The 2,491-nt window shown below is 36.4% G+C and carries 1 protein-coding gene; it reads right to left on the bottom strand.

Annotation, left to right across the window (positions count from 1 at the left end; translation table 11 throughout):
* Positions 1–370 precede the first annotated feature (370 nt).
* Positions 371–2,068, bottom strand: coding sequence for an arginine--tRNA ligase (gene argS / locus CCY16_RS01320; RefSeq protein ID WP_088414364.1), 1,698 nt, complete (start codon positions 2,066–2,068; stop codon positions 371–373).
* Between the last annotated feature and the right edge of the window lie 423 nt (positions 2,069–2,491).

The following is a 2,491-nucleotide window of genomic DNA, read 5'->3' as shown; positions in this document are numbered from 1 at the left end:
ACAATCGTAGCAGGTACAGCATCTATGTTTACTATTTTAGTTGCTAATAACACCATAGATACTTTACTAAGTGGTAATATTACAAAAAGACTTGCAGAGAAGCGGTAATATTGTATCGTAATGAGTGTATACTTACTGGATATTTTTATCTATACTATAAAAGATATCTTACCTTATGGTTCTCAACTACTGCTAGCAGGCAGTATAGCTTCCGTGCCACCTATTTCTTTATTAACCCAAGGTGCATTATCGCTTTATTTTAGCAGTAGTTACAATAGGTAAAATAATCATCAACAGCAAGAAAGAGAGACGTTACACGGCTGCAGCTTAATGCACAAGTGGGTTAGAGTTTCTTTTTATATTTTTTTATTTACTTCATCTCTTCCAAAGGCTCTATGTTAAACATGGAAAGTCCAGAAGCGATGACGTGTACTAAGGCTTGTACGAGAAATATTCTCGCAGCGGTGAGGTTTGGGTTGTCCTCCAGTATGAACCGCATATTTAAATCACTCTTGCCATAACCCCATAAAATGTGAAATGCTTCTGCAACTTCAAGCAAATAGAAAGTGATTCTGTGCGGCTCACAAAGCCTTGCTGCAGTTTCTACTACATCTGGCCACTTTGCCAAGGTTTTTATGAGGAAGAGCTCTTCATTAGTCTTTAGGAGTGAAGGATTCGCTTTTGGGAGCTCTTTTGGAGCGTTGCGCATCAATGAATGAGCACGAACGTGCGCATATTGCACATAAAAAATAGGATTGTCTTTTGATTGCTCTTTAACTTTAGTAAAATCAAAGTCAAGAACCATGTCGTTCTTGCGCGTTAGCATTATAAAACGAGTAATATCCCTACCAACTTCTTCTACTACATCCCTTACTGTCAGGAAGTTTCCTGATCTTTTAGACATCTTAACGGGTTTTCCATTCTCAAAAAAATTCACAACGTTATGAAATTTTACCTCTATTTTTGCTTGATTATCACTCAGCGCAGAGATAACCGCTTTTAACCTTTTAATGTAGCCACCATGATCACTACCGAGTGCTACTATCATATTGTTGAAACCACGTGATATCTTATCGAAATGGTAAGCAATATCTGAAGCAAAATAAGTCCAACTGCCGTCCTCTTTTTTCAGTGCACGGTCAACATCATCACCAAACTCTGTAGAACGAAATAACATCTCTTTTCTGGAAGTCCAGTTTTCACTCTCTTTACTTTTTGGTTTTTCTAGGTATCCTTCATATACTAAGCCCTTATCAGACAACAGCTTTATGCTTTTCTCGATCTTACCACTTTTTTGTAGTTCATACTCTGAAGTAAAGACATCATGACTTACTCCAAGCAAGTTCATGCCTTCCTTTATTAATTCTAAGATAGAGCTTAAAGTATATTCTCTAATTACTCGGTTATCTTGCTTTTCTAGAAGCTCTCTGCCGTATTTTTTGGCTAGCTCCTCCCCTATTGGCTTTAAATATTCACCAGGGTATAAGCCTTTTTCAATGCTAATTTTTTCTCCTAGGGCTTCTTTATATCGTAAATACACCGACCGAACTAGCGTATCTATCTGTGCTCCGGCATCATTAATGTAGTACTCTTTAGTGACTCTATAACCAACTTTTTTCAGTAAATTTGTTAGAACATCACCAAACACTGCACCTCTTGCATGACCAATATGCAGTGGGCCGGTTGGATTTGCAGATACAAATTCAACATTGATAGCCTGGTTATTTCCAATGTTGAGAGTGCCAAACTCCGTTTTCAGCTCATTTATTTGCTCTAAAATCCCATGCCATACTTCTACTTTTAAGTGCATATTAATGAAACCAGGGCCAGCTATTTCTACTCTTGCAATCTCATCAAACAGTGCAAATTCTCTGGCTAAAACCTCTGCAATCTCCACAGGTTTCTTCTTTTCATGCTTTGCGAGCACCATAGCAACATTTGTGTAAATATCACCATGTGTTCTATTGCTTGGAGGCTCCACAATAAAATTTGTTACACTTGGTACCCCTTGCTTCAACTTATCTAATTTGCTCAAAATCAAGGAGGAAATCCGTTTGAAAATATTCATCGATTGGAAAAATTATGAAAACCTCCAACAATATAGCGAATAAACAAGACTAGTGAAAGGGTTATGTTGTGTAACTTATACAAGAACTGCTAAGAGGAAAAAGTCTACTAATAATGCCGTATTTTCTCAGATAACGGCACAGGACGACTTGTAAAGTATAAAGTACAGTATATTTGCAAAATGTCCCCTCTTTATCTTCGTTCACACAGTTTATCAAAATTAAACAGCTCTTTATTTGCAGTTAATAATAATCAAAATATTGAACCTAGATCAGATATCAGTACGGGTTTATTTAAATTAAAAAATTCTGTATATCTTCCAACTTTTACTATGGGTAGCTACCTTTCCAACAATAAGATATTACCACTATATTGCCAGAATCATGGGCATAATAACATGCAGTATTATAATTATTGTAATATG

This window comes from Wolbachia endosymbiont of Wuchereria bancrofti, assembly GCF_002204235.2.
Taxonomy (GTDB): Bacteria; Pseudomonadota; Alphaproteobacteria; order Rickettsiales; family Anaplasmataceae; genus Wolbachia.
The sequence above is the reverse complement of the archived record's forward strand: the minus strand, read 5'-3'. Positions and strand labels throughout refer to the sequence as shown.